This is a genomic window from Agromyces sp. GL_144 (assembly GCF_057834305.1).
The window spans coordinates 1-24,469 of the sequence record NZ_CM174399.1; the positions used below are offsets into that span (position 1 = coordinate 1).

Sequence of the window (24,469 nt, forward strand, 5' to 3'; positions counted from 1 at the left end):
ATGACCGAACAGCCCATCACCGACACATGGGCCACGGTCCTCGAGCGACTCTCCGATGACGAGACGATCACCCCGATGCTGCAGGGGTTCCTGAACCTCGTGGAACCGAAGGGCATCGCGGCCGGCACCTTCTACCTCGAGGTGCCGAACGACTTCACGGGCAGCATGCTGAACCAGCGCATGCGGGTGTCGCTGCTCTCGGCGATGAGCGCGATCGAGGCGCCCACCCCGGTCACCTCCTTCTACGTCGTCGTGAATCCAGAGCTCGAGGAGACCCGCCCGCCCGACACCGACCCGTTCACGGGATCGGCCCAGGCACAGGGGCTGGGCCAAGGCCTTCCGAGCGCGGTCGACCGGGTCGACCTGCCGGCGTCGCCGCAGTCGGTCTTCGAGAACACGAGCCCCGATCGCCCCGGTGACACCCGCCTCAATCCGAAGTACAGCTTCGACAGCTTCGTCATCGGCCAGTCCAACCGGTTCTCGCACGCCGCCGCGGTCGCGGTGGCAGAGGCGCCGGCGAAGGCCTACAACCCCCTCTTCATCTACGGCGACTCGGGCCTCGGCAAGACGCACCTCCTGCATGCCATCGGGCACTACGCCATGACGATGTATCCGGGCATCCGCGTTCGGTACGTCTCGTCCGAAGAGTTCACGAACGACTTCATCAACTCGATCGCGAACAACCGCGGCTCGCTGTTCCAGCAGCGGTACCGCAACATCGACATCCTGCTCATCGACGACATCCAGTTCCTGCAGGGCAAGGCCGAGACCCAAGAGGCCTTCTTCCACACGTTCAACACGCTGCACGACCACAACAAGCAGGTCGTGATCACCAGCGACGTGCCGCCGAAGCACCTCACCGGCTTCGAGGACCGCATGCGCAGCCGGTTCGAGTGGGGCCTCATCACGGACGTGCAGGCGCCCGACCTCGAGACGCGCATCGCGATCCTCCGCAAGAAGGCGCAGTCCGAGCGGCTCCAGGTTCCCGACGAGATCCTCGAGTACATGGCGACGAAGGTCTCGAGCAACATCCGCGAACTCGAGGGCACGCTCATCCGCGTCACCGCGTTCGCCAGCCTGAACCGGGCGCCGGTCGACATGCCCCTCGTGCAGACCGTGCTGAAGGACCTCATCACCGATGACACCGACAACGTCGTCGCGCCGGTCGACATCATCACCGTGACGGCCGACTACTTCAAGCTCACGGTCGACGACCTCTACGGCTCGAGCCGTTCGCAGGCCGTCGCGACCGCCCGCCAGATCGCGATGTACCTCTGCCGCGAGCTCACGAGCCTGTCGCTGCCGAAGATCGGGCAGCTCTTCGGCAACCGCGACCACACCACGGTGATGTACGCGAACAAGAAGATCTCGGAGCTCATGAAGGAGCGCCGCTCGATCTACAACCAGGTCACCGAGCTCACCGCGCGCATCCGCCAGACGAACCGATACCGCTGATCGGATGCCTCGCCGGCGCGTTCGATCGCGCGCCGAACCCGTCGAACGCGCCCGGAAATCGCCGATTCGCGGCATCCGGCACCGAAACCCACACCTGTGGACAGCTTGTGGATTGTTAACGAGCAACCGCCTGAACACTGTGCACCGCTCGGGCCTGCCTGTGGAGAACTGCAGACACCGTGCAGATATCACGGCACCATGGTCGGACGGAATCCACACACCGTGCACAGATGCGATGGCCTCCGATCGGCACCAGTCCGGGCATCTCCGAACACCATCCACAGTTTCCACAACGGTTAACACCGTTAAGAGAACTTGTTAATCCATCAGGGCCCGACAACATCGAGGGTCGGCGAGCGGATGTCGCGTCGAAGCCGACAGATCCGCACCGCATCCGGCGCCACCCTGCGGATAGCATGGGAGCCATCCTCAGCACCTCCACGACGGGAGAACCGTGAAGTTCCAGGTCAACCGCGACGTCTTCAGCGAAGCCGTGTCGTTCGCCGTGAAGCTCCTGCCCCAGCGCACGACGCTGCCGATCCTCTCCGGGGTGCTGATCCAGGCGAACGACGACGGGCTCGTGCTCTCGTCCTTCGACTACGAGGTCTCCTCGCAGACCGAGATCCAGGCCGACGTCGAAGAACCGGGCACCGTCCTCGTCTCCGGGCGCCTGCTCGCCGAGATCGCCGGTCGCCTGCCGAACGCGCCCGTGCGCATCTCGACCGAAGAGTCGCGTATCTCGGTCAGCTGCGGCTCGGCCAGCTTCACCCTGCTGTCGATGCCGGTCGAGGAGTACCCGTCGATCCCCGAGATCGGCGAGCAGTCGGGCGTCGTGCCGGCTGAGGAGTTCGCCGCCGCGGTCGCCCAGGTCGCCGTCGCCGCATCGCGCGACGACGTGACGCCCGTCATCACGGGCGTGCAGCTCGAGGTGCGCGAGAACAACCTCGGCCTGGTCGCCACCGACCGCTACCGCGTCGCCGTGCGCGAGATCGACTGGGACGGCGGAGCCGTCGCCTCCGACTCGGGCGACAGCGTCACCGCACTCGTGCCCGCCCGCACGCTCCAAGAGGTCGGCAAGACCTTCGGCCACTCCGGCACCATCTCGGTCGCGATCACGAGCCGTGACGACCGCGAGCTCATCGCCTTCAGCGCCGACAAGAAGACCGTCACGAGCCTGCTCATCAAGGGCAACTTCCCGCCGGTGCGCCGCCTGTTCCCCGAGACCGTCGACAACTACGCGGTCATGAACACCGCCGAGCTCATCGAGGCCACGCGCCGCGTCGCCCTCGTGCTCGAGCGCGAGGCCGCGCTGCGGTTCACGTTCTCGGCCGACGGCCTCACCCTCGAGGCGATCGGCAGCGAGCAGGCCCAGGCGCAAGAGACGATCGACGCGATCCTCACCGGCGACGACACCGTCGTGTCGCTCAAGCCGCAGTTCCTGCTCGACGGACTCGGCGCGGTGAACTCCGAGTTCGTGCGCATCTCGTTCACGAAGACCGAGAACCCCAACAAGCCCGGCCCCGTGCTGATCACCAGCCAGACCTCGCGCGAGCAGGCCGGCGCCGACACCTACCGCTACCTGCTGCAGCCCAACCTGCTGCTGCGCTGAGTCCGGCGCCGACTGCGGCAGATCGGTCGAAGGGCGAGCGGATGTCTCGCTCTCGCACCGGCTGTCGGCGGTCGCGGGTAGCGTTGCATCGTTCGACGCGAAGGGAGCCGGAGTGCACGTTGTTCGGCTCTCGTTGACCGACTACCGCAACTACGCCCGTGCCGAGCTCGAGCTCGGGCCAGGCACGACCGTGTTCGTCGGCCGCAACGGCCAGGGCAAGACCAACCTCGTCGAGTCCATCGGCTACCTCGCGACGCTCGGCTCGCACCGGGTGTCCTCCGATCAGGCACTCGTCAGGGCTGGGGCCGACGCCGCGATCGTGCGCGCACTGCTCGCCCACGCCGAGCGCGAGCTGCTCGTCGAGCTGCAGCTGAATCGCACGGGGGCCAATCGCGCCCAGCTCAATCGATCGCCGGTGAAGACGCGCGAACTCCCGCGATACGCGCACAGCGTGCTCTTCGCCCCAGAAGACCTCGCGATCGTGCGCGGCGAGCCCTCGGTGCGTCGCCGGCTGCTCGACGAGCTCCTCGTGCAGCGCACACCGCGTCTGGCCGGCGTCATGTCCGACTACGACCGGGTGCTCCGTCAGCGCAACACGCTGCTGAAGAGCGCCAGGGCGCGCGGACTCGCGGCCGAGAAGCTGACCACGCTCGACATCTGGGACGAACGGCTCGTGCAACTGGGCTCCGAGCTCATCGATCGTCGTGTCGCGCTCGTCGACGAGCTCGCGGGTCCGCTCGCCGCGGCATACGCCTCGATCGTCGACGCCGACCATGCTCCGACCCTGCGGCCGATGCTCTCGATCGACGGCGCCGACCCCGACGCAGAACCCGGCGGCGAGGCATCCGTCACGTCCGAGGCATCCGTCGGTGCAGGGGCGGTTGCACCCGGTTCGCCGATCGGGCCGACCACGGCGACGCGGTTCGCCGAGGCCCTCCGCGTGCTACGGCCGAAGGAGCTCGAGCGAGGGGTCACGCTCGCCGGCCCCCATCGCGACGACGTGCTGCTCATGCTCAACGGCCTGCCCGCCAAGGGGTACGCGAGCCACGGCGAGTCCTGGTCGTTCGCGCTCTCGCTGCGGCTGGCCTCGGCCGAACTGCTCCGACGCGACTCCTCGACCGGCGATCCGGTGCTCGTGCTCGACGACGTCTTCGCCGAGCTCGATCGTGCGCGTCGCGAACGGCTCGCGGCCGCGATCGGCGACTACGAGCAGGTGCTCGTCACGGCCGCGGTGCTCGAAGACGTGCCCGAACGGCTCATCGCCCGGGTCATCCGCATCGACGCCGGCCGGGTGCTCGACGCGACCGAAGCCGACGACCAGGCGTCGGTCGACGAGCCTGCCGAGGAGCCTGCCGACGAGGCATCCGTCGTCGAAGGGGTCGACCACGAATCGGCCGACGAATCGGCCGACGAGCCGTCCGATGAGCCGCAGGGCGTCGACCATGCCTGAGCAGCCGAGCGAGTCCGAGTCCCTGCGGGTCTACCAGCACTTCCGCGAGGTGTTCGGCGGGCAGCCGCGCGGCACGAGCGCCGCCAGGGCGCGACGACGGGCCCGCGAGCGCCCGGGCGGCGAGCCGTTCACGCCCGGCCGGGACCCGAAGCCGCTGGGTGCGGCCATCGACGGGCTCACGACCCAGCTCGGCTGGGCGGCCCCGCTCTCCCAGCACGAACTGCTCTCGTCGTGGCCTTCGATCGCCGGCGACGAGATCGCCGCGCACTCCGATCCGGTCACGATCGAGCACGGCGTGCTGCAGGTGCGATGCGAGTCCACGGCGTGGGCGACGCAGCTCCGACTGCTGCGTGCCGATCTCGTCACGCGCATCCTCGACCGGTACCCCGACGCCGGGGTCGAGTCCATCCGTTTCCAGGGGCCCGATGCCCCCACCTGGAAAAGGGGTCCCAGATCGATTCCAGGGCGTGGTCCGCGCGATACCTACGGCTGAGACGGCAAATTCGGTCAACCGACCTTCGACATCGCCTGAGATCGGCGCTTCCCGATCGTTCGCACGCCTCGGTTTGATAGGATCGAGAGTCGCCAGAATGACGGTCAGGAGCCCGATTCACACATGACAGCCGAACCGACGAAGCCCGAGGGCGCGCCCGAATACGGCGCGGATGAGATCCAGGTTCTCGAGGGCCTCGAAGCGGTCCGCAAGCGTCCGGGCATGTACATCGGCTCCACGGGGCCGCGCGGACTCCACCACCTCGTCTACGAGATCGTCGACAACTCCGTCGACGAGGCGCTTGCCGGATACGCCGACGACATCGACGTGACGATCCTCGCCGACGGCGCAGTGCGCGTCATCGACAACGGTCGCGGCATCCCCGTCGGCATCCACAAGACCGAGGGCAAGTCGACCGTCGAGGTCGTGCTCACGGTGCTGCACGCCGGCGGCAAGTTCGGCGGCGGCGGCTACGCGGTCTCCGGCGGCCTGCACGGCGTCGGCTCGTCGGTCGTGAACGCGCTCTCGACCCGCCTCGACGTCGAGGTCAAGCGCGAGGGCCACGTCTGGCGCCAGTCCTACAGCGTCGGCGTGCCCGATGCCCCCCTGTCGCAAGACGAGGCCAGCGACGAGACCGGCACCACGATCACCTTCTGGCCGAGCCCCGACATCTTCGAGACCGTCGAGTTCGACTACGAGACGCTCCGCACCCGTTTCCAGCAGTACGCGTTCCTGAACAAGGGGCTGCGCATCACGCTGACCGACCTGCGCGCCGGGCACGACGAGGTCCAGCTCGACGACACGGCCGAGCACGAGGCCGATGCCGCGGCGCCGCGCACCGACACGTTCTTCTACGAGCGAGGACTCGTCGACTACGTCGAATACCTCAACCGCTCGAAGAAGAACGATGTCGTCAACGACGAGATCATCTCGTTCGAGTCCGAAGATCCCGAGCGAAAGATCGCGCTCGAGGTCGCGATGCAGTGGACCACGGCCTACTCCGAGTCGGTGCACACCTACGCGAACACGATCAACACCCACGAGGGCGGCACGCACGAAGAGGGCTTCCGTGCGGCGCTGACCACGCTGGTCAACAAGTACGCACGCGAGAAGAACATCATCAAGGAGAAGGACGACAACCTCTCCGGCGACGACGTGCGCGAGGGCCTCACCGCCGTCATCTCGGTCAAGCTCGGCGAACCGCAGTTCGAGGGCCAGACCAAGACCAAGCTCGGCAACACCGAGGCGAAGTCGTTCGTGCAGAAGGTCACGTCCGACCAACTCGGCGACTGGTTCGAGCGCAACCCGACGCAGGCCCGCGAGATCATCCGCAAGGCCATCCAGGCGGCCACGGCCCGTCTCGCCGCCCGCAAGGCTCGCGAGGCCACGCGCCGCAAGGGACTCCTCGAATCCGGCGGCATGCCGGGCAAGCTCAAGGACTGCTCCTCGAAGGACCCGTCGATCTCCGAGATCTTCATCGTCGAGGGCGACTCGGCCGGCGGTTCGGCCGTGCAGGGTCGCAACCCCGAGACGCAGGCCATCCTGCCGCTGCGCGGCAAGATCCTGAACGTCGAGAAGGCCCGTCTCGACCGCGCCCTCGCCAACGCCGAGGTGCAGGCCATGATCACGGCGTTCGGCGCCGGCATCGGTGAGGACTTCAACACCGAGAAGGCCAGGTACCACAAGATCGTGCTCATGGCCGACGCCGACGTCGACGGCCAGCACATCACGACCCTGCTGCTCACGCTGCTCTTCCGCTACATGCGGCCGCTCATCGAGCTGGGCTACGTGTACCTCGCGCAGCCGCCGCTGTACCGCCTGAAGTGGACGAACGCCGACCACGAGTACGTCTACTCCGACAAGGAGCGCGATGCGCTGCTCGTCGAGGGTCAGGCCAGGGGCTGGCGCATCCCGAAGGACAACGGCGTGCAGCGCTACAAGGGTCTCGGCGAGATGAACCACCAAGAGCTGTGGGAGACCACGATGAACCCCGAGACCCGCACCCTGCTGCAGGTCACCATGGACGACGCGGCCGCCGCCGACGAGATCTTCTCGACCCTCATGGGCGAAGACGTCGAGAGCCGCCGCAACTTCATCCAGAAGAACGCGAAGGACGTGCGTTTCCTTGACATCTGATGTGATCGAGCCCGGCGGCGCCGGCGACGAGTCCACCGGCGGCCACGGCATCCACGGGCGCATCGACCAGGTCGACCTGCAGCTCGAGATGCAGCGGTCCTACCTCGACTACGCGATGAGCGTCATCGTGGGCCGGGCCCTTCCCGAGGTGCGCGACGGCCTCAAGCCCGTGCACCGCCGCGTCATCTATGCGATGTACGACGGCGGCTACCGGCCCGACAAGGCGTTCTCCAAATGCGCCCGTGTCGTCGGCGACGTCATGGGGCAGTTCCACCCCCACGGCGACACGGCGATCTACGACGCACTCGTGCGCCTCGTGCAGCCCTGGAGCCTTCGCTACCCCCTCGCGCTCGGCCAGGGCAACTTCGGTTCGCCGGGCAACGACGGCGCAGCCGCCCCCCGATACACCGAGACGAAGATGGCTCCGCTCGCGCTCGAGATGGTGCGCGACATCGACGAGGAGACCGTCGACTTCCAAGACAATTACGACGGCCGCACGCGCGAGCCGTCGATCCTTCCCGCGCGGTTCCCGAACCTGCTCGTCAACGGTTCCGTCGGCATCGCGGTCGGCATGGCGACGAACATCCCGCCGCACAACCTCCGTGAAGTGGCATCCGGTGCCCAGTGGTACCTCGAGAACCCCGAGGCATCCCGCGAAGAACTGCAGGAGGCGCTGATCCAGCGCATCAAGGGACCGGACTTCCCGACCGGCGCCCAGATCCTCGGGGTCAAGGGCATCAACGACGCGTACCGCACCGGGCGCGGGTCGATCACGATGCGCGCGGTCGTCTCGGTCGAAGAGCTGCAGGGCCGCACCTGTCTCGTCGTCACCGAACTGCCGTACCAGGTGAACCCCGACAACCTGGCGATCAAGATCGCCGACATGGTGAAGGACGGCAAGATCGGCGGCATCGCCGACATCCGCGACGAGACCTCCGGTCGCACCGGCCAGCGCCTCGTGCTCGTGCTCAAGCGCGACGCGGTCGCCAAGGTCGTGCTGAACAACCTCTACAAGCACACGCAGCTCCAAGAGAACTTCGGCGCGAACATGCTCGCGATCGTCGACGGCGTGCCCCGCACGCTCTCGATCGACGGCTTCATCGCGCACTGGGTCGACCACCAGATCGACGTGATCGTGCGCCGCACGCAGTTCCGCCTGCGCAAGGCCGAAGAGCGCATGCACATCCTCCGCGGCTACCTCAAGGCGCTCGACGCGCTCGACGAGGTCATCGCGCTCATCCGTCGATCGCCCACGGTCGAGGAGGCCCGCGACGGGCTCATGGAGCTCCTCGACATCGACGAGCTGCAGGCCCGTGCGATCCTCGAGATGCAGCTGCGCCGCCTCGCGGCCCTCGAGCGTCAGAAGATCATCGACGAGGCGGCCGAGCTCGAGCTCGAGATCACCGACTACCGGGCGATCATCGCGTCGCCCGAGCGGCAGCGCGCGATCGTCTCCGAAGAGCTCGCCGAGATCGTCGACAAGTACGGCGACGACCGCCGCACCCAGATCATGCCGGGCTTCGACGGCGACATGTCGGTCGAAGACCTCATCCCCGAAGAAGAGATGGTCGTCACCGTCACGCGCGGCGGATACGTCAAGCGCACGCGCAGCGACAACTACCGATCGCAGCACCGCGGCGGCAAGGGCGTCAAGGGCGCTCAGCTGCGCGCCGACGACGTGGTCGAGCACTTCTTCGTCACCACCACGCATCACTGGCTGCTGTTCTTCACGAACATGGGCCGCGTGTACCGCGCGAAGACGTACGAGCTGCAAGAGGGGGGTCGCGACGCCAAGGGCCAGCACCTCGCCAACCTGCTCGAACTCCAGCCCGACGAGCAGGTCGCCGAGATCCTCGACATCCGCGACTACGCGGTGGCGCAGTACCTCGTGCTGGCCACGCGCGACGGTCTGGTCAAGAAGACCGACCTGACGGCCTACGACACCAACCGCTCGCGCGGTGTCATCGCGATCAACCTGCGCGAGGGCGACGAACTCGTCTCCGCGATGCTGGCCGACGAGAAGGACGAGATCCTCCTCGTCTCCCGCAAGGGCATGTCGCTCCGCTTCAAGGCGACCGACGATGCGATCCGACCGATGGGCCGCTCGACCTCGGGCGTCAAGGGCATGTCGTTCCGCGCCGGAGACTCGCTGCTCGAGGCATCCGTCGTCCCGGCCTCGGTCGAGCTCGACGACGCCGTCATCGACTCCGACGACGCGGCCGGCGACGGCCCGTACGTCTTCGTCGTCACCGAGGGCGGCTACGCCAAGCGCACGGATGTCGCGCAGTACCGCCTGCAGAACCGCGGCGGTCTCGGCATCAAGGTGGCCAAGCTCTCCGAAGATCGGGGCGACCTCGCCGGGGCGCTCATCGTCGCCGACGGCGACGAGGTCCTCGTGGTTCTTGCCAGCGGCAAGGTGGTACGCTCTGACGTCGCCGAGGTTCCCGCCAAGGGCAGGGACACGATGGGCGTCGTCTTCGCGAAGTTCGCCGTCGATGACCGCATCATCGCGATCGCGAAGAATTCCGAACGGAATCTCGTGGAGGAGGCCGCAGACGCCGACACGGCCGAGGTCACGGAAGAGGAGTAACCGTCTATGAGTAGCGTCGCCGAGAAGCTCGCCAAGAAGTCGAACCGTCGCCCAGCGGCCAAGCAGGTGCGCCTGCGCCTGGTCTACATCGACTTCTGGTCGGCCGTGAAGCTGTCGTTCCTGATCGCCGTGGCACTCGCCGTGGTCGGCATCGTCGTCACGTTCCTCGTGCACACGGTGCTCAGCTCGACCGGCATCTTCGAGAACCTGAACTCGCTCGTGCAAGACGTGGCCGGCGCAGGCACCGACCTGTCGGCCGTGCTCTCGCTCGGCAACGTCATGGGCTTCGCCATCGTCGCGGCACTGCTGAACCTCGTGGTCACCACCGCGCTCGGCGCGATCCTGGCCGTGCTCTACAACCTCAGCGTCAAGATCACCGGCGGCATCCTCGTCGGATTCACCAACAACTGACGCGCTGTTCGGCTCGATTCGGAATCTGCCCGAGGTTCAGGTAGTCTTTCCTTCGGCCGAAATTCGGGGATATAGCTCAGGCGGTTAGAGCGCTTCGCTGATAACGAAGAGGTCCGAGGTTCAAGTCCTCGTATCCCCACTCCACAACTCCACACCCCGGGTGCCGCAGGCACCCGATCCGGGGCCTTAGCTCAGTTGGTAGAGCGCCTGCTTTGCAAGCAGGATGTCAGGAGTTCGAATCTCCTAGGCTCCACAAAGCATCAAGGGCCCGGAATCGTGCGTCAAGCGCGAGATTCCGGGCTTTCGTCTTGACACGGCGGTCCTACCGGTTGGCCGTTTCGTTGAATCCCGGTAGTGGTACGGAATGGGCTCGGTGCGCCTCGGTCGGAGACGTACAAGTGACCGAAGACGGCGTCGAACCGAGTTCAGGCGTCATCCTCGGAACCGATGCGACCGGCTAGAATGCGGTCATGACACGGACGAATCCGATCCTCCGGGGGAACCAGGCTTCCGATGAGCTCGGCCCTGGCGTGCTCGTCCTCCTGTGGGCGCTCATCGCTGCTGCGCTCGTGCCACCGGCGATCGTCGTCTTCCACCTTGCGACCGGGAACGCGGACGCGGCGGGTGAATGGGCGTTCGGTGCGATCGTCGGCGTTCTGGTTGCACTGCTCCTGATGGCCGGGGTTCGCTCCTCGGCCCGGGACACGCGACAACTCCGCGCCAAGGGCGTGGCCGGAACTGCCACGGTGCTCTCGGTGGAGCCGCTGGAGGACGGATACGCGGTGGTCCTGCGGATCCAGGTCGACGGCCTCGAACCATTCGAGACACGCGCCAGATCCGGCTGGGGCCGCATGAACGTCGGCCAGACCGTCGAGGTGCTCATGGACCCATCGGACCAACTGTTCACCATCGTCGATTCCTGACCGGCGTGGCACACCCGGCTCCGGTCGGCGTGGCTCATCGTACGAGGGCGGGATTCCAGCAGGCCTCGCCCTCTCAGCGGCTACAGTGTGCGGATGGACATTCGCATCGCCGCGTACGGGGTCATCATCCGTGACGGAGAGATCCTGCTGTCCCATTGGAACGAGCACGGGCGCTCCGGCTGGACGCTGCCGGGCGGCGGCATCGAGGGCGACGAGCACCCCGCTCAGGCGGTCGTGCGCGAGATCCGCGAAGAGACCGGGCACGAGGCATCCGTCGACCGGTTGCTCGGCATCGACACGATGGTCGTGCCCGCGGCGAAACGGCTGAAGGGTTCGGCGCCGCTGTACGCGATGCGCGTCGTCTACCGCGCTCACGTGACGGGCGGCGAGCTCCGCAACGAGATCGGCGGTTCGAGCGACGAGGCCCGCTGGGTCCGGCTCGACGAGGTGGGCTCGCTGCATCGCGTGAGCCTGCTCGACATCGGTCTGCGATTGAACGCCGCCGAGCCCGACGACGGCGTGCCGCCGGTCGCGTAGGCGACGAGGACCGCGCTCCCGTCGCTCGCGCGCGACCCGGACCCCGCACCGATGACGAACTCGGTGATGCGGGCTCCGCGTCGCGCGCGAGCGACGGAGGACGAGGTGGAGGCGATGAGGCGAACCCGCACGGACCGGCGTTGGGCGTGATGCCCGCGTGCGGCCCGTACGGATTCGCGGTGGACGGCTGCGGAGCGCATCAGACGAGCGGGCTTCCGAGAGTGGCGAGCTGACGCTGCAGTTCGCCGCGGGCCTCGTTCGCCGCCTGGGCCGTCTGTCGGCGCAACAGCACGGTTTCGGGGGTGCGCAGCGCCTCACGCCGGCGGCTCCAGTCGAGCAGTGCCAGGCCGAGGCGTCGTGCGACGCGGTCCTGGAGATCCAGGGATCGCGGTTGGTACAGGGTCGTGCGTCCCGGGGTGGGGCGGGCGGCCGTGAGTGTCGTGGTGTTCACGATCATTCCTTCGTTTCGATGGTGTCGAGAGATCCCGTGACGGATGCCGCGGGGTGCGGGTCGATGGGCGGATGCCGCAGCGGCGCGTCGTTCGGGCGCGCTCGAGTGCGGCGGGAGCCGGGTGCACGCGAGCAGATCGCCGAGGGCGAGGCGCCGGCAGTGCACCGGGGGCGCGGTCACGAGGACCGGTGGGACGACGTCGGACGGATGCCGGTCAGCGGGTCGCGTTGCGACACGATGAGGCGTGCACCTCTGGTCCGTCCTCGTCAGACGGGGTTACGCCGGCGCCGAAGGCGGATGGCGTCTGGAGCGGTCAGCCGGCCGTGCGAACGAGGAGGAATCCGGCGGAACGGAATGCAGTGATGTGCTTGTTCATGGGACTCAACTCCTCTTGTGGCTACTTGGTGACTGTCACCGAGATAAGAACCTAGCGGCAAGCTCACAGGTTGCGCAAGGGCGAATCGGAAATCGGCCAGAAATCAGTGGCAACCCTGAGTCAGGGGACGACGAACGCCCCGCCGATGGGCGGGGCGTTCAAGCGATCAGGTCAGAGCGCGGGGGAGGAACCCGTGCCGGGCGCGGGCTCGTCGTCGGCGACCCAGAGCTCGTCGTCGGCGCGGAACGTCTGCCAGACGGCATACGCGATGCCGGCGGCGACCGTGATGCCCGCGATGATCGCGAGCGTGCCGCCGAAACCGGGGCCGCTCTTCTTGGCGGGCGGAAGCGCGGCGGGCGCGACGCGCTGAACGGCGCGGCGGACGCGTGCGTCGTTGGCGATGTCGCCGATCGAGAGCACCGAACCCAGTGCGTTGCCGGCGGCGCGTTCGAGCGAGTCGCCCGTGACCGAGGCGAGCTCCTTCGCCTGGGTCAGGCGTGGGCGGACGTACCCGTGGTAGCCCGAGCGAACGCGCGGAATGACCTCTTCTTGGGTGAGCGCACCGAGCTGGCGGCTCGCCTCACGCGCAACGGCGTTCGCGCGGTCGAGTACCTGCTGCTGATCCCCCCAGAGATCCTCGGCACTACTGCGCAGCCGCTTGAGTTCTTTCTGGCGCTTGCGTGACAGGCTCATGTCGACCCTCCATCGATGTGCAGCGAATCACTCCATCTTGCCATTGATGAGGCTGGAAGCGGGGTGGGAGTCCCAAACCCGTATTCCCCTTGACGAATCAGTGCGTGACAGAATAAGGGAATGCCGATTCACACCGCAGTCGCGACCCTCAACACCAGCCTCGGACCGATCAAGGTCGACCTCTACGGACACCACGCACCGAAGACGGTGAAGAACTTCGTGGGCCTCGCCACGGGCGAGATCGAGTGGACCCACCCGGCCACCGGCCAGAAGTCCACCGACCCGCTGTACGACGGCGTCGTCTTCCACCGCATCATCCCCGGCTTCATGATCCAGGGCGGCGACCCGCTCGGGCAGGGCATCGGCGGACCGGGTTACCAGTTCGACGACGAGATCAACCCCGAGCTCGACTTCACCGAGCCCTACGTGCTCGCCATGGCCAACGCCGGCATCCAGGGCGGCCGCGGCACCAACGGGTCGCAGTTCTTCATCACCGTCGGCCCGACCACGTGGCTGCAGGGAAAGCACTCGATCTTCGGCAAGGTGACCGACGCCGCGAGCCAGGCCGTCGTCGACAAGCTCGCCTCGGTTCCGACCGATGGTCGTGACCGCCCCCTCGACGACGTGGTGATCGAGAGCGTCACCGTCGAGCAGGTCTGATCCACCGGTGAGCGATGCCGGCGCGCAGCGCGCGAACTTCTGCTACCGGCACCCCGATCGTCAGAGCTTCGTGCTCTGCCAGCGCTGCGGTCGCACGGTGTGCGGCGAATGCCAGACACCGGCGCCCGTCGGCGTGATCTGCCCCGAGTGCATGCGCGAACAGCGCGCGTCGGCACCCCGCACCAAGCCCGCCGTGCTCACGCGCATGCGGTCCGCGGCCGGGCGGGGTGCGCCCGTGGTGACGTATACCCTCATCGGCATCACCCTCGCGGTGTTCGTGCTGCAGCTGATTCCCGGCCTCGCGATCACCGACCGGCTGCTGTACGCCGGCGTGTACTCGCACCCGGGCAACTTCGAGCCGTGGCGCATGATCACGGCGATGTTCGTGCATTCCACAGGCCTGCTGTTCCATGTCGCCCTGAACATGTACACGCTCTGGATCTTCGGCCAGCTGCTCGAGGGGCTCCTCGGTCGCGGCCGGTTCCTGGCGCTCTACCTGATCTCCGGGTTCGCCGGGTCGGTCGGCGTGCTCTGGCTCGGCGACCCGCGCGTCGGCGTCGTCGGCGCCTCGGGCGCGATCTTCGGCCTCATGGGCGCGTTCCTCGTGATCCAGCGGCGCCTCGGCGGTCAGACGACGCAGCTGTTCGTGCTGCTCGGCATCAACCTCGTGATCGGCTTCGTCCCGGGCTTCAACATCGCGTGGCAGGCCCACCTCGGCGGCTTGATCGGTGGCGCACTCGTCGGCCTCATCTTCATCGAGACCCGCAAGCGGTCGCAGCAGCGGGCGCAGATCTGGTGGCTGGTGGCGCTCTGCGCGGTGCTCGTGCTCCTCAGCCTGCGTTACTTCTTCTTCCCGCTGTTCTGAGGCCCGGCCCGAGGTTATCCACAGGCCCATCCACAACTGGGGAGAGAGTTACACGAGTGTAATTGCGAACCGGTCAATGGGGTTCGCGACGTCGAGCATGCACGACGAGCGCACGCGAAAGAAGACGAGCGGATGCCGCATCCGCTCGTCTTCTCAGAAGTCGTCGTGTGTGGGGCTCAGCGCCAGCGCGTCGTCATGAGGAAGCCGACGAACGCGATGCCGAACCCGATCAGGATGTTCCACGAACCGAGGTCGGCGATGGGCAGCTTGCCCTGGCTCACGTAGAACACGATGATCCACGCCAGGCCGAGCAGCATGAAGCCGAACATGACGGGCTTGAACCACACCGGGTTCGGCGCTTCTTCGCCGCTCGCTTGCTCGGCGCGCGCGGGCTTGGGGGATTTCGTACGTGCCATGCGGGTGATTCTATCCGAGAGCGGACAGGACTCACAGCCGAGGGGTCTCCGGGGCGAATAGAATCGAGCCCATGTCCGATCTGGAGCCCGAGGCGCGTCGTCGCGTGCGAGCGCGCGAGAAGGCCGCCGGCCGCAAGCCGCGCCACCGCGTCAGCGTGGTCGGGGTGTTCGGCGAGCTCCTGCTCACCGCCGGCGTGCTGATCCTGCTGTTCCTCGGGTGGCAGCTCTGGTGGAACGACGCGATCATGGCCGGGCAGCAGTCGGCTGCGGCATCCGCTCAGAGTGCCGAATGGGACAAGTGGGCCCGCCAACAGCCTGCGCCCGCACCCGAGGACTACGGCGACCCGGTGGTCGGGCCGGCCGAGTACCCCAACGGCGAGGCGTTCGCGGTCATGTACGTGCCGCGCTTCGACGCCCCCGACACCCACGACTCGGTGCGCCAGATCGCCGAGGGCTACGGGCTCGACGTGCTCAACAGTTTCGAGACCGGCGTCGGGCACTACCCGGGCACGCAGATGCCCGGTCAGGTCGGCAACTTCGCGATCGCGTCGCACCGAAGCGCCTACGGCGGCGGCATGCACGAGATCGAGCAGTTCCAGCTCGGCGACCCGATCTACATCCAGACGAAGGACGGCTGGTACACCTACCGCTTCCGCGACTTCGAGTACGTCACGCCCGACACCACCGACGTGCTCGCGGCCGTGCCGCACCGCGCCGATCTCGCGCCGACCGACCGCATCATCACCTTGACGACGTGCAATCCGCTGTACTCGACGGCCGAACGCCTCGTCGCCTACGGCGTGCTCGACTCGTGGCAGCCGGCCTCCGCCGGGCCGCCGGCCGAGATCGCCGACATCGTCGCCACCTGGGGGTCCTGAACCATGTACGGAGCGCTGTGGCGCGTGTTGCCGGGCCCGGTCTGGCTGCGCCTGATCCTGCTGCTGATCCTCATCGCAGCCGCGGTCTACGCCCTCTTCACGTGGGTGTTCCCCTGGGTCGACGGCATCGTCAACCCGATCGACGTCACGGTGGACCAATGACCCGAATCCTCGTCATCGACAACTACGACAGCTTCGTCTACACGCTGAACGGGTACCTCCAAGAGCTCGGCGCCGAGACCGACGTGCTGCGCAATGACGCCTTCCCGGTGTCCGAGGTGCCGGCGCGCATCGCGGAATACGACGGGGTGCTCGTCTCACCGGGGCCCGGCAAGCCGTCGGTCGCGGGCGTCTCGATCCCGACCGTGCACGCGGCGCACACGGCCGGCATTCCGCTGCTCGGGGTCTGCCTCGGGCATCAGGCCATCGCCGAGGCGTTCGGCGCCGTCGTCACGAACGCCGAAGAGCTCATGCACGGCAAGACCTCGAGCATCACGCACGACGACAGCGGCTTCTACGACGGCGTTCCGCAGCCGTTCACGGCGACCAGGTACCACTCGCTCGCCGTGGTCGACGGCACCGTGCCGCGCGAGCTCATCGTGACCAGCCGCACGCAGGGCGGGGTCATCATGGGGCTCCGTCACGAGAGCGCCCCGATCTTCGGCGTGCAGTTCCACCCCGAGTCGGTGCTCACCGAGGGTGGCTACCGCATGCTCGGCAACTGGCTCGCCGTGACCGGACTGGCTGAAGCACCCGAACGCGCGGCCGGGCTGAACCCGCTGCTGCGCGCCACCGAGGCCTGAGTTCGACCACCGGCGGATGCCGCGCCTGTGCGCTGCTCGGTCGGTTGTCGGTGTCGGTGTCGGCGCGTGAACGCCCGCTCGCCCGACGGGCTCAGCCCGCGCAGTAGGTGAGCTCGACCTCGGAGTGCTGCGGCACGTCGCCGGCCGGAAGCGACTGGTGCGTGACGGGGGATCCGGGCTGGGACGCGCACCCGGGGTCGGGCTTCGGCACGGGCGTGAGCTGCCGATTCTCTGCCGAGAGCAGCGAGGACGCCGCCTCGAGGGTCTGCTCGGTGAGATCGGGCAGGGTGACCATGCCGTTGGAGATGGTGAAGTTCACGGTGGACCCGACCTCGACCGAGGAACCGGATGCAGGATCGGTGGAGAGGACGATGTCGGCGGCGACGGTCGGCGAGGTCGTGCGCGTCTCGGTGCCCGGTTTGAGCCCGACCCCGTCAAGGTCGGCCTTCGCGTCGTCGAGGGACTTGTTGCGCACATCGGGCACGGCGATCGCCTCACGCCCCTTCGACACGTACACCGTGATGGGCGTGCCGTTGTCGACGATCTCGCCGGCGGGCGGGTCGGTGCGGGTGACGTTGCCGGCCGGGACGTCGTCGTCGACCTCGTCGATGCGAGTCGCGGGCAGGCCGAGCTCCTGAAGCTGCGAGACGGCCTGCTCATAGGTGGTGTCGGCGGTGAACGCGGGAACCTCGCGCGCGTTGGACGGCACCTCGACCGTGGGCTGCAGGTTGAAGGCCCAGTACATGACGGCGACGACGATGACGATGACGCCGATGATGCCCGACCAGATCCAGATGGCCGGGGGACGACGCTGGGTGCGGGCCATCGTCTCGTCTTCGGTGAGCTGCCGCAGCGCGAGTTCCGAGGTGGAGAGCGAACCGGTGGGCGTCGTGCCGAAGAAGGCCGCGGTCTCGTCGGTGCGCTGGTGCTGCGGTACGCGACCGGATGCCGCGGTGTCGATGTCGGCCCGGAACTCGGCCGCCGTCTGGTATCGGCCCTCGCGGGTCTTCGTCAGGGCGTGCATGACGACCGCGTCGAGCGCGGGGGAGACGCGCGGGTTGATGACGCTCGGCTTCACGGGCCGTTCGCTCACATGCTGGTAGGCGACGGCGACCGGGGTGTCGCCGCGGAACGGCGGCCGACCGGTGAGCATCTCGAAGAGCACGACGCCCGTGGAGTAGAGGTCGGTGCGCGCGTCGACGGTCTCGCCCTTGGCCTGCTCGGGCGAGAAGTACGATGCGGTGCCGAGGATCGCCGTGGTCTGCGCCACCGTCGTCGACGAGTCGGACACCGCACGCGCGATGCCGAAGTCCATGACCTTCACCTGGCCGGTGGTGGTGATCATGATGTTGCCGGGCTTGATGTCGCGGTGCACGACACCGGCACGATGCGAGTACTCGAGTGCGGTCAGGACGCCGTCGATGACCCGCACCGCGGCGGCCGGCTCGAGCGGCCCGTCGTGGATGATGTCCTTCAGCAGGCGACCCTCGACGAACTCCATGACGATGAAGGGCAGCTGCACCTCATGGCCGGAGGCGTCGGTCACGGTCTCTTCACCGGCGTCGAACACGCGCACGATCGTGGGGTGCGCCATGCGCGCCGCGGACTGGGCCTCTTGACGGAACCGCATGCGGAACGCCGGGTCCGTCGCGAGCTGCGGCTTCAGCAGCTTGATGGCGACCTGGCGCCCGAGACGGGTGTCCTGGCCGACGTGGACGTCGGACATGCCGCCTCGGCCGATGAGTTGACCGACGCGATAGCGTTCGGCGAGCATCTGTCCTTCGTCACTCACGTGCGGTCGACTCCCTTCAAGTCACATCGTGTCGTTCGGTGCGTGGTCTCCGCGGGATACCGGAGCGCGACTCCCGGTTGGCCGGGTGCCGCGCTCTCATGGCCTACTGGTTGCCCGCGGGCGGCAGGGCGCCGTCGTCGGGCTCCTCGGAGGGCGGCGTCGCCGCCACCACCGTGACCGAGCCGACGGGCGACGTGCCCGAGCTCAGCTGCCCGCAGAAGTACAGGTACGAGACGTCGACCGTGCTGCCGTCGGCGGCATCGCCGTTGACGGTGATGGTCACGTTGGTCGCGCCGGCACCGAGCGGCGGTGCGGATGCCGCGGGGCCGTCGACGTTGACCTGGTATCCGGAGAGCGTCTGGCCGGCAGGGCAGGTGGCCTGCGGCCACTTGACCTCGAACGAGCCGCCGGGGGCGACCTCTGCGGGCGTGACGCTCGGTGCGGACCCCGGCGCGGCCGGAGTCTCGGGCGCCGCGTAGTACGTGATCGTGACCTCGGCGCCGATCGGGACGGGCCCGGTCGGGTTGACGTCGTACACGATGCCGGTGCCCGACGGGTCTGCGGCAGCCTTGCCCTCGACGGCGTTGGCCACCATCTCGAGGTCGCTGAGCTTGGCCCGGGCGTCGTCGGCCGAGAGGCCGACGAAGTCGTCGGGGTTGATCTGCACGGTCGTCGGCGCATCGCTCGTCGGCGGCGGCGCGGTCGTCGACGTGCTCGGTGGAGCGCTGCGCGTCGTGCTCGTGGTCTTCGTGGGCTCGCCACCGCCGCTCATCGCGAGGGCGATGATCGTGCCGATGAGCACGATCGCGAGGATCGCGATGAGCACGATGAGCGGCCAGGTCCAGGGGCTGCGCTTCTTCTCTTCGCCCTCGCCCTCTTCGCCCTCTTCATCGCCGGGTGCGCCGGTCGGGAGCACCGTGGTCGCGGCGGTCGCGCCGGCCTGGGGCATGAGCATGGTGGCGGCGGTCGCGCCGGCCGCCCCGAGGATCGCGGGGACGGCGACGGTGGCCGCCTGCACGTCGCCACGACGCAGCGCCGTGGCGGCGCGCGCGAGGTGCGCGGCCGTCTGCGGTCGCTCGGCCGGGTTCTTCGCGATGCAGGCGTAGACGAGGTTGCGCACCGGCTCGGAGACCGTGACCGGAAGGTCGGGCGGCGTCTCGTTGATCTGCGCCATGGCGATCGCGACCTGCGACTCGCCGGTGAACGGCCGGCGGCCCGCGAGCGCCTCGTAGGCGACGATGCCGAGCGAGTAGATGTCGGTCGTCGGCGACGCCGGGTGACCGGACGCCTGCTCGGGCGAGAGGTACTGCACCGTGCCCATGACCTGGCCGGTCGCGGTCAGCGGCACCTGGTCGGCGATGCGCGCGATGCCGAAGTCGGTGATCTTGACCCGGCCGTCGGGCGTGATGAGCAGGTTGCCCGGCTTGATGTCGCGGTGCACGAGGCCTGCGGCGTGCGCGGCCTGCAGTGCGTTCGCCGTCTGGGCGACGATGTCGAGCACCTTGTCGGTGGACAGCACGTGCTCGCGCTCGAGGATCGTGGAGAGGGCCTCGCCGGGGACGAGCTCCATCACGAGGTAGGCGCTGCCCTCCTCTTCGCCGTAGTCGAAGACGTTGGCGATGCCCTCGTGGTTCACGAGGGCGGCGTGGCGCGCCTCGGCACGGAAGCGCTCGAGGAAGCCCGGGTCGCCGAGGTATTCGTCTTTCAGGATCTTGATGGCGACCTGTCGGCCGATCACGAGGTCGGTGGCTTGCCACACCTCGCCCATCCCGCCGATCGCGATGCGGGATTGCAGTTCGTAGCGCCCCCCGAAGGTGAGCCCTGCGCTCGGTCTCATTTGTTCAGCACCGCCTCTAGTACCTGCTTTGCGATGGGTGCGGCGATGAGATTGCCGTACCCGTCCTGACCCAGTCCCCCGCCATCCTCCACGAGTACCGTGATCGCATACTGAGGGTTGTCGGCGGGGGCAAAACCGGTGAACCACAAGGTGTAAGGATCATCCTCGCCGTTCTCCGCTGTACCCGTCTTACCGGCCACGCTGACGCCGTCTATTCTTGCATTACTCGCGGCCCCGCTTTCGACGCCGTTGATCATCATCTCGGTCATCGTCTTCGCGGTGCTCTCGCTGACGGCGCGGCCGAACTCCGAGGGCTTGAAGTCCTCGAGCGGGCTGAAGTCGGGTGCGGTGATGCCGTCGACCAGGTTGGGGTTCATCACGATGCCGCCGTTCGCGATCGCGGCCGAGACCATCGACATCTGCAGCGGCGTCGCCCGCACCGTGTACTGGCCGAACGCCGACAGCGCGGTCTGCGGCTCGTCGAGCCCCCGCGGGTAGACGCTCGGCTCGGTCGGGGTGGGGATGTCGAATTCGTGGTTGAAGCCGAACTTCTCGGCCTGCTCGCGGATCGCGTCGTCGCCGAGTTCCATGCCGAGCTCCGCGAACGGGATGTTGCACGAGAAGCGGAGTGCGTCGGCGAGGGTCACGGTCGCGCCGCCGCTGCCGCAGGTGCCGCCGCCGGAGTTGATGACCACTGAATCGGTGCCGGGCAGCGTGAGCTCGCCGGGGTTCGGGAACGTGCTCTCGGGGGTGTACCGTCCGGACTCGAGCGCCGCGGCGGTGACGACGAGCTTGAACACCGAACCGGGAGGGTTCATGTCGCCACCCGTGGCGCGGTTGAAGAGCGGGTCGCTCGGATCCGCGAGGAGTCCTTCGTAGGTCGCCTCGACCGCGTCGGTGTCGTGGCTCACGAGCGTGTTCGGATCGAACGTGGGCTTGGTGACCATCGCGAGGATGCGGCCCGTCGCCGGCTCGGTCACGGTGACCGCGCCCTGATAGTCGCCGAGCGCATCCCACGCCGCCTGCTGGATGAAGGGGTCGATCGCGGTGTCGACCGAGGCCCCCATCGGGTCCTGACCGGAGATGAGGCGGTTGATCTTGTCGAAGAACTGCGAGGAGGCCTGGCCGCTCAGGTAGTCGTTGAGCGAGCTCTCGAGCCCGGTGGCCTCGCCGTTGACGGGGATGTACCCGGTGATCGCGGCGTAGAGCGGCCCGTTCGGGTAGACGCGGAGGAACTTGTAGTCGTCGTCGGATGCCTGCGAGAAGGCCACCGGCGTTCCGTCGACGAGGATCGGACCGCGTTCGACCGAGTAGCTCGCGTACAGCGTGCGGGAGTTGCGCGGGTCGGCCGCGAGCGCGTCGGCCGAGAAGTATTGGATGACCGTCGTCGAGACGAACAGGGCCGTGAACATCAGCAGGGCGACGATGCTGACGCGCTTGAGTTCTCGATTCATCCGTCGATCACCAGCCTCGGATGGTTGCGGACGGTGTCGGACAGGCGCAGCAGCAGGGCCACGATGATCCAGTTCGCCACGAGTGAGGAACCACCGGCCGCGAGGAACGGGGTGGTGAGGCCGGTGAGCGGGATGACCCGCGTGACGCCGCCGACGACGATGAACACCTGCAGCGCGACGACGAAGGCGAGGCCCACGCCGAGGAGCTTGCCGAAGTCGTCTTGACCGGCGAAGCCGATGCGGAACCCGCGGGCGACGAGCAGCACGTAGAGCGCGAAGATCGCGAAGAGTCCGGCGAGGCCGAGCTCCTCGCCGAGGCTCGCGATGATGTAGTCGCTCTGCGGGACCGGCGTGATGTCGGGGCTGCCTCGCCCGAGGCCGGTGCCGATGAGCCCGCCGTTGGCGAGCCCGAACAGGCCCTGCACGAGCTGGTAGCTGCCGCCCGGGTCGGCGTTGTACCGCCCGTCGCTGAACGGCTCGAGCCAGTTCTGGAAGCGGGCGTGCACGTAGTCGAGCGTCTGGCTGGCGATGAGGGCGCCCGCGAGGAAGAGGGAGAGGCCGAGCACGACCCACGACAGGCGGCTCGTCGCCACGTAGAGCATGACGAGGAACAGGCCGAAATAGAGCAGGGCGGTGCCGAGGTCGCGCTGGAACACGATGACCGCCATCGACAGCGCCCACACGATGAGGAGCGGGCCGAGGTCGCGCGCCCGCGGGAACCGCATGCCGAGGAACTTCGTGCCGACCATCGAGAGCGAGTCGCGGTTGCGCACCAGGTATCCGGCGAAGAAGACCGCGAGGGCGATCTTCGCGATCTCACCGGGCTGGAACGAGGCGAACGAGCCGAAGCTGATCCACACGCGGGCGCCGTTGATCTCCTTGCCGAGACCTGGGATGAGCGGCAGGAGCAGCAGCACGATCGCGACGAGCCCTGAGAGGTAGGTGTACCGGAAGAGCACGCGGTGGTTGCGGATGAGCAGGATCGTGGCGATGGCGGCGATGATCGCGATCGCGCTCCAGGCGATCTGGCGCACCGAGGCGCTCTCCCAGCCGGACTCGCCGAAGGCGATGTCGATGCGGTAGATCTCGGCGATGCCGATGCCGTTGAGCACGGTGGCGATGGGCAACAGGAAGGGGTCGGCATCGCGGGCGACGAAGCGCATGACGATGTGCAGGGCGAAGACGAGGAGCGAGAGCCCCGCGCCGAGCAGCACGAGCTGGGTGTCGACGTGCCCGAGTGCGCCGAGCTGCACGAGCACGATCGCGCTCGCGTTGATGAAGCAGGCCACGAGGAGCAGCCAGAACTCGAGGTTGCGCAGGCGCTGGGGCATGCGGATGCGGCGGATGCCGTCTGGCGGCGTCGACGCGGGCGGCTGGGTCGCGGTGATGCGACCGGTGGCGGCATCACTCAAGGGACTGCTCCAATCTCGCCACGATCTGGGTCGCATCGGCGAGCGAGCCCGCGCTGATGGTCTTCTCGACGCGTTGCTGGTCGTAGGTGCGCAGTTCGGACACGTCGATGCTCGTCTCCCGGTACAGCTCGTGCAGCGAGATCGGCCCCAGGTCTTGCTGGATGCCCTGGAAGATCGCCACGCGACCGTTGGACTCGCCCACGTAGTACCGCGTCTGCGTCCACTGGTAGCCCAGTGCGACGGCCGCCACGATGACGGCGGCCATGGCGAAGATCCAGAAGCCCCAGACCCAGCGGCGACGACGGCGGCGCCGGGCGTCCTCCTCGATGATCTCGTCGAAGTAGTCCTCGGAATCGGGCTCGAAGTGCGTCTCCTGCACCGGATGCGGGCGGAACGGCGCCAGGCGGATGGCACGGGGACGAACCGGTTCGGATGCCGCACCGAAGGCGAGCGGGGCGGCGGCGGAGCCGACGACGAGCGGCGGCGTGGCCGGTGCGGGCGGATCCCCGATGTCGAGGATGACGACCGTGACGTTGTCGGGGGCGCCGCCGTCGAGCGAGGCCTTCACGAGGCGGTCGGCGACCTGCTTGGCCCCGGCCTCGGCCGAGAGCTGCTCGTGGATCTCGTCGAATGACACCACGCCCGAGAGCCCGTCGGAACAGATCAGCCAGCGGTCGCCCGGCCTCGTGTCGAGCACCATCGTGTCGATCTCTGGCGAGGCCTCGACATCGCCGAGCACGCGCATGAGCACCGAACGGCGAGGGTGCACCATCGCCTCCTCGGCGGTGATGCGGCCGGCGTCGACGAGGCGCTGCACGAACGTGTGGTCGATCGAGATCTGGCTGAGCTCGCCCGAGCGCAGCAGGTAGATGCGCGAGTCGCCGATATGGGCGATGACGACGCGGTCGCCGTGCAGCAGGATCGCGCTGGCGGTGGTGCCCATGCCGGTGAGCTCGGAATGCTCGGACACCGTCTCGGCCAGCCGCCGGTTCGCCGCGATGAGCGCGCCCTCGAGGGCGGCGGATGCCTCGGGTGCCGAGGCGTAGTCGTCGTCGGCCTCGGCGACGCGCTGCGTGACGATCGCGCTGGCGACGTCACCGCCGGCGTGACCGCCCATGCCGTCGGCCACGAGGAACAACCGGCGTCCGGCGTAGCCGGAGTCCTGGTTGTTCGAGCGGATGCGCCCGACGTGCGAGACCGCGGCGCTCGCCTTGACCGACACCATGGC

Annotated in this window: 22 protein-coding genes and 2 tRNA genes; 16 read left to right on the forward strand and 8 right to left on the reverse strand. The window is 68.0% G+C overall.

Annotation, left to right across the window (positions count from 1 at the left end):
- Positions 1 to 75 precede the first annotated feature (75 nt).
- The 11 genes from dnaA (at position 76) to AC3IPY_RS00055 (ending at position 11,604) form a co-directional block, all read left to right on the forward strand.
- Positions 76 to 1,455: a chromosomal replication initiator protein DnaA gene (dnaA, locus tag AC3IPY_RS00005; RefSeq protein WP_489188378.1), complete on the forward strand. Its 1,380-nt coding sequence runs from the start codon at positions 76 to 78 to the stop codon at positions 1,453 to 1,455.
- A 454-nt stretch (positions 1,456 to 1,909) separates the two neighbouring features.
- A complete protein-coding gene (gene dnaN, locus AC3IPY_RS00010; RefSeq protein ID WP_489185957.1) occupies positions 1,910 to 3,064 on the forward strand; it encodes a DNA polymerase III subunit beta in 1,155 nt (384 codons plus the stop codon).
- Positions 3,065 to 3,176: 112 nt separating this feature from the next.
- Positions 3,177 to 4,514 (forward strand): DNA replication/repair protein RecF, encoded by a 1,338-nt coding sequence (recF, locus tag AC3IPY_RS00015; RefSeq protein WP_489185958.1) that lies wholly within the window; start codon positions 3,177 to 3,179, stop codon positions 4,512 to 4,514.
- Positions 4,507 to 5,007, forward strand: a complete 501-nt coding sequence (locus AC3IPY_RS00020; RefSeq protein ID WP_489185959.1) for a DciA family protein — start codon at positions 4,507 to 4,509, stop codon at positions 5,005 to 5,007. Before recF ends, AC3IPY_RS00020 begins: the two co-directional genes overlap by 8 nt.
- A gap of 123 nt (positions 5,008 to 5,130) precedes the next feature.
- Positions 5,131 to 7,143, forward strand: coding sequence for a DNA topoisomerase (ATP-hydrolyzing) subunit B (gyrB, locus tag AC3IPY_RS00025; protein ID WP_489185960.1), 2,013 nt, complete (start codon positions 5,131 to 5,133; stop codon positions 7,141 to 7,143).
- Between the two features lies 1 nt (position 7,144).
- Positions 7,145 to 9,733, forward strand: a complete 2,589-nt coding sequence (gene gyrA, locus AC3IPY_RS00030; RefSeq protein ID WP_489188379.1) for a DNA gyrase subunit A — start codon at positions 7,145 to 7,147, stop codon at positions 9,731 to 9,733.
- 6 nt (positions 9,734 to 9,739) lie between these two features.
- On the forward strand, positions 9,740 to 10,144 hold the full coding sequence (locus AC3IPY_RS00035) for a DUF3566 domain-containing protein (protein WP_489185961.1): 405 nt from the start codon (positions 9,740 to 9,742) through the stop codon (positions 10,142 to 10,144).
- A 65-nt stretch (positions 10,145 to 10,209) separates the two neighbouring features.
- A tRNA-Ile gene (locus AC3IPY_RS00040) sits at positions 10,210 to 10,283 on the forward strand.
- 41 nt (positions 10,284 to 10,324) lie between these two features.
- A tRNA-Ala gene (locus tag AC3IPY_RS00045) sits at positions 10,325 to 10,397 on the forward strand.
- A 277-nt stretch (positions 10,398 to 10,674) separates the two neighbouring features.
- Entirely contained in the window at positions 10,675 to 11,067 is a 393-nt protein-coding gene (locus AC3IPY_RS00050; RefSeq protein ID WP_489185962.1) for a hypothetical protein, read from the forward strand.
- Between the two features lie 93 nt (positions 11,068 to 11,160).
- Complete coding sequence (locus tag AC3IPY_RS00055; RefSeq protein WP_489185963.1) at positions 11,161 to 11,604, forward strand: NUDIX hydrolase; 444 nt, start codon at positions 11,161 to 11,163, stop codon at positions 11,602 to 11,604.
- 199 nt (positions 11,605 to 11,803) lie between these two features.
- On the opposite strand, the gene AC3IPY_RS00060 is transcribed toward AC3IPY_RS00055, so the two are convergent.
- Together AC3IPY_RS00060 and AC3IPY_RS00065 are read right to left on the reverse strand one after the other, a co-directional pair.
- The gene (locus AC3IPY_RS00060) at positions 11,804 to 12,055 is read right to left on the reverse strand and encodes a hypothetical protein (protein ID WP_489185964.1); all 252 of its coding nucleotides are present in this window, start codon (positions 12,053 to 12,055) and stop codon (positions 11,804 to 11,806) included.
- 547 nt (positions 12,056 to 12,602) lie between these two features.
- Positions 12,603 to 13,124, reverse strand: coding sequence for a hypothetical protein (locus AC3IPY_RS00065; protein ID WP_489185965.1), 522 nt, complete (start codon positions 13,122 to 13,124; stop codon positions 12,603 to 12,605).
- Positions 13,125 to 13,244: 120 nt separating this feature from the next.
- Between AC3IPY_RS00065 and AC3IPY_RS00070 the strand changes: the two genes are divergently transcribed.
- Together AC3IPY_RS00070 and AC3IPY_RS00075 are read left to right on the forward strand one after the other, a co-directional pair.
- Positions 13,245 to 13,784: a peptidylprolyl isomerase gene (locus AC3IPY_RS00070; RefSeq protein ID WP_489185966.1), complete on the forward strand. Its 540-nt coding sequence runs from the start codon at positions 13,245 to 13,247 to the stop codon at positions 13,782 to 13,784.
- Positions 13,785 to 13,791: 7 nt separating this feature from the next.
- Positions 13,792 to 14,649 (forward strand): rhomboid family intramembrane serine protease, encoded by an 858-nt coding sequence (locus AC3IPY_RS00075; RefSeq protein WP_489185967.1) that lies wholly within the window; start codon positions 13,792 to 13,794, stop codon positions 14,647 to 14,649.
- Positions 14,650 to 14,825: 176 nt separating this feature from the next.
- Here AC3IPY_RS00075 and AC3IPY_RS00080 read toward each other — a convergent pair whose 3' ends face one another.
- Positions 14,826 to 15,065 carry a cell division protein CrgA gene (locus AC3IPY_RS00080; RefSeq protein ID WP_489185968.1) on the reverse strand — a complete coding sequence of 80 codons (240 nt, stop codon included), beginning with the start codon at positions 15,063 to 15,065 and terminating at the stop codon, positions 14,826 to 14,828.
- 71 nt (positions 15,066 to 15,136) lie between these two features.
- On the opposite strand from AC3IPY_RS00080, the gene AC3IPY_RS00085 reads away from it, so the two are divergent.
- The 3 genes from AC3IPY_RS00085 to AC3IPY_RS00095 are packed head-to-tail and all read left to right on the forward strand — an operon-like array spanning position 15,137 to position 16,746.
- Positions 15,137 to 15,943 carry a class E sortase gene (locus tag AC3IPY_RS00085; protein ID WP_489185969.1) on the forward strand — a complete coding sequence of 269 codons (807 nt, stop codon included), beginning with the start codon at positions 15,137 to 15,139 and terminating at the stop codon, positions 15,941 to 15,943.
- 3 nt (positions 15,944 to 15,946) lie between these two features.
- Complete coding sequence (locus AC3IPY_RS00090) at positions 15,947 to 16,105, forward strand: hypothetical protein (protein ID WP_434072420.1); 159 nt, start codon at positions 15,947 to 15,949, stop codon at positions 16,103 to 16,105.
- Positions 16,102 to 16,746, forward strand: a complete 645-nt coding sequence (locus tag AC3IPY_RS00095) for an anthranilate synthase component II (protein ID WP_489185970.1) — start codon at positions 16,102 to 16,104, stop codon at positions 16,744 to 16,746. Before AC3IPY_RS00090 ends, AC3IPY_RS00095 begins: the two co-directional genes overlap by 4 nt.
- Positions 16,747 to 16,837: 91 nt before the next feature.
- Here AC3IPY_RS00095 and pknB read toward each other — a convergent pair whose 3' ends face one another.
- The 5 genes from pknB to AC3IPY_RS00120 all read right to left on the reverse strand — a co-directional run bounded on the left by pknB (position 16,838) and on the right by AC3IPY_RS00120 (position 24,466).
- Positions 16,838 to 18,538: a Stk1 family PASTA domain-containing Ser/Thr kinase gene (pknB, locus tag AC3IPY_RS00100; protein ID WP_489185971.1), complete on the reverse strand. Its 1,701-nt coding sequence runs from the start codon at positions 18,536 to 18,538 to the stop codon at positions 16,838 to 16,840.
- Between the two features lie 103 nt (positions 18,539 to 18,641).
- Positions 18,642 to 20,375, reverse strand: a complete 1,734-nt coding sequence (locus AC3IPY_RS00105) for a protein kinase domain-containing protein (protein WP_489185972.1) — start codon at positions 20,373 to 20,375, stop codon at positions 18,642 to 18,644.
- Positions 20,372 to 21,829 carry a peptidoglycan D,D-transpeptidase FtsI family protein gene (locus tag AC3IPY_RS00110; RefSeq protein WP_489185973.1) on the reverse strand — a complete coding sequence of 486 codons (1,458 nt, stop codon included), beginning with the start codon at positions 21,827 to 21,829 and terminating at the stop codon, positions 20,372 to 20,374. Before AC3IPY_RS00110 ends, AC3IPY_RS00105 begins: the two co-directional genes overlap by 4 nt.
- Positions 21,826 to 23,160, reverse strand: coding sequence for an FtsW/RodA/SpoVE family cell cycle protein (locus AC3IPY_RS00115; RefSeq protein WP_489188381.1), 1,335 nt, complete (start codon positions 23,158 to 23,160; stop codon positions 21,826 to 21,828). The genes AC3IPY_RS00110 and AC3IPY_RS00115 overlap by 4 nt, the downstream gene beginning before the upstream one ends.
- Positions 23,161 to 23,233: 73 nt before the next feature.
- Positions 23,234 to 24,466, reverse strand: a complete 1,233-nt coding sequence (locus tag AC3IPY_RS00120; protein ID WP_489185974.1) for a PP2C family protein-serine/threonine phosphatase — start codon at positions 24,464 to 24,466, stop codon at positions 23,234 to 23,236.
- Positions 24,467 to 24,469: the final 3 nt, after the last annotated feature.